The organism is Prevotella sp. CAG:592 (assembly GCF_000436015.1).
Classification (GTDB): Bacteria; Bacteroidota; Bacteroidia; order Bacteroidales; family Bacteroidaceae; genus Prevotella; species Prevotella pectinovora.
In genome coordinates this window covers 1-2,292 of record NZ_FR892605.1, presented here as the reverse complement: position 1 = coordinate 2,292, position 2,292 = coordinate 1, and the positions used below count along the sequence as shown (strand labels likewise).

General features: G+C 44.0%; 2 protein-coding genes and 1 pseudogene. All 3 read left to right on the top strand.

Annotated elements, in window-relative coordinates; translation table 11 throughout:
- Positions 1 to 979, top strand: a 979-nt coding sequence (locus tag QVO99_RS08180) for a helix-hairpin-helix domain-containing protein (RefSeq protein ID WP_441295412.1), incomplete at its 5' end; no start/stop codon positions are given.
- 211 nt (positions 980 to 1,190) lie between these two features.
- Positions 1,191 to 1,505, top strand: coding sequence for a thioredoxin (trxA, locus tag QVO99_RS08175; protein ID WP_022317124.1), 315 nt, complete (start codon positions 1,191 to 1,193; stop codon positions 1,503 to 1,505).
- 437 nt (positions 1,506 to 1,942) lie between these two features.
- A pseudogene (locus QVO99_RS08170) lies at positions 1,943 to 2,292 on the top strand (hypothetical protein); the annotation flags it as partial.

Genomic DNA, 2,292 nt, shown 5'->3' with positions numbered 1-2,292 from the left:
GGCAGCTGCCGAATCGCTGATTGCCGAGAGAGAGAAAAACGGACCTTACAAGGATATCTTCGACTTTGTGCAGCGAGTGAACCTCAGCGCCTGCAACCGCAAATGCTTCGAGAGCTTGGCGCTCAGCGGAGGCTTCGACAGCTTCGGTATAGACCGTGAACGATATTTCGCACAGAACGAGAAGGGAGAAAACTTCTTCGATACGCTGCTGCGTTTCGGACAGGCATACCAGGTGTCAAAGCAGCAGGCAAGCAACAATCTCTTCAGTATGTTTGCTGATGAAGAAGTGGAAATCGCAACGCCCAAGATTCCTGAGTGTGAACGGTGGAGCGACATAGAGAGACTCAACCGCGAGCGCGACCTCGTGGGCATCTATCTCTCGGCGCATCCTCTCGACAGCTATGCCGTGGTGCTCGAAAACCTTTGCAACACGAAATGTCCGGAGGTGGCAGACAAAAAGGAACTGATGGACCGTGGCGACATCACCGTAGGAGGTATCGTGACCAACGTCCGCGAGTCGATGACAAAGAAAGGTAAACCATGTGGCTTTGTCATGCTCGAAGATTTTGAAGGCTCTGGTGAGATAGCTCTTTTCGGAGAGGCGTGGGGACGTTGGAGGGGAATGTTCTCCATCGGGGCATCGGTGTATATCAAGGCACAGATAACCCAGATGTATGCCGGCAGCAATTTATATGATTTCAATATCTCCGATATTCAGTATCTGCAGACCGTGAAGGACAAACGTATTGAGAAGCTCACCATAGTCATCGATTCGCATAAAATATCCACTACGCTCGTCACAGACCTGTGTCAGAAACTCTCAGCTGATCCAGGCCCGACGCATGTCTATGTGCAGCTCGACAGCATTGAAGACCGTCGCAGCATCACCATGCGCTCGAAGGGCATGAGTGTGAACGTGACTAAAGATCTGTTGTCTTTCATCAAGGAGAACGAAGCGTTGGAATATCATATAAATTGAAAAATATTGATAAAAAGCTTCGCATCTCATAAAAAAGAGCTAAATTTGTGGCGCAATTTGAATGCAGGTCATACGCGGAGGCTGTGGCAACCCATGGAAAGCACCTTGGATAAACAGGGAAATGCCGGTTGTGGCAGCCAGGGGTGATGACATGCGGAGTATGAAAGACATCCTTAGAATTTAATAACAAGAACAATAAAACAAAAATAAAATGGAAGTAACAATCACCTCAGAGAACTTTGAGAGTTTGAAGAATGGCGAGCAGCCATTAGTAGTGGATTTCTGGGCAACATGGTGTGGACCATGCCGTGCCATCGCTCCTTTCGTGGCAGAGCTTGCAGAGGAGTACGACGGCAAGGTAGTAGTAGGCAAGTGTGACGTTGAGGCTAACGACGACATCGCTATGGAGTATGGCATCCGCAACATCCCGACTCTGCTGTTCATCAAGAACGGCGAGGTCGTAGACCGTCTCGTTGGCGGACAGTCTAAGTCTGCTATCCAGAAGAAGTTCGAGACTCTGCTCTAAGCAGATTGTAATTCTCCTTTTCCAGTCGGTATTGTAGGCTGGTTGGGCGGTAGAAAATAAATTATCGTTCCATGTCGCTGATGATATAGCGGTATGGAACGATTTTCTTTTTCCTGTAGATTATTTAGTCAATATGCTTGTAAATGTAAATATTTTGTCCTATCTTTGCATTTGAATAAAAAATGGCTGTCATACTATGGCTTTACGTATAGTATGACATATAGGATTTGGATTTGATCGGGTAAATATAGGTGGGCTTTTAAGGTAAAAGCAACAACCGTCGGTAGCATTCATAACGTTGCTTCCGGTGGTTTTTATTTTGACCGATTTTTTTTTAAAAACCATTGGCGGCATCACGCACACTTGAAATATTCTGACATAATTATATTAATGAAGATTGATGATAACAAATGATTTTATCTGAAAACCCCATAAATATGAATCTAAAAACAATAGAACAATTACTGCAAAACGCTCAGATTATATTACAGAAAGATAAGGCTGAGAAGAAAGAGCATGAGGCCAGAGGTGAATATTTCAATGTTTTTGAAAAATTACACTTTACGCGTCCAGAGGAGCATCTGCATACACCTATCCTACGGATGCTTCTTGATAAGAATGCCAATCATGGTGTAGGAGATCGCTTTTTAAAGGCTTTTATAGATATGGTTGTGCGAAAATTGAATCCTAATTTTCAATATGATGTTACCTCAAGCAATATTGAATATAAAGACAAATATATTGGTGAAATAAAAATATCAGAAGATGGAAAGTCAACAGGAGGAGA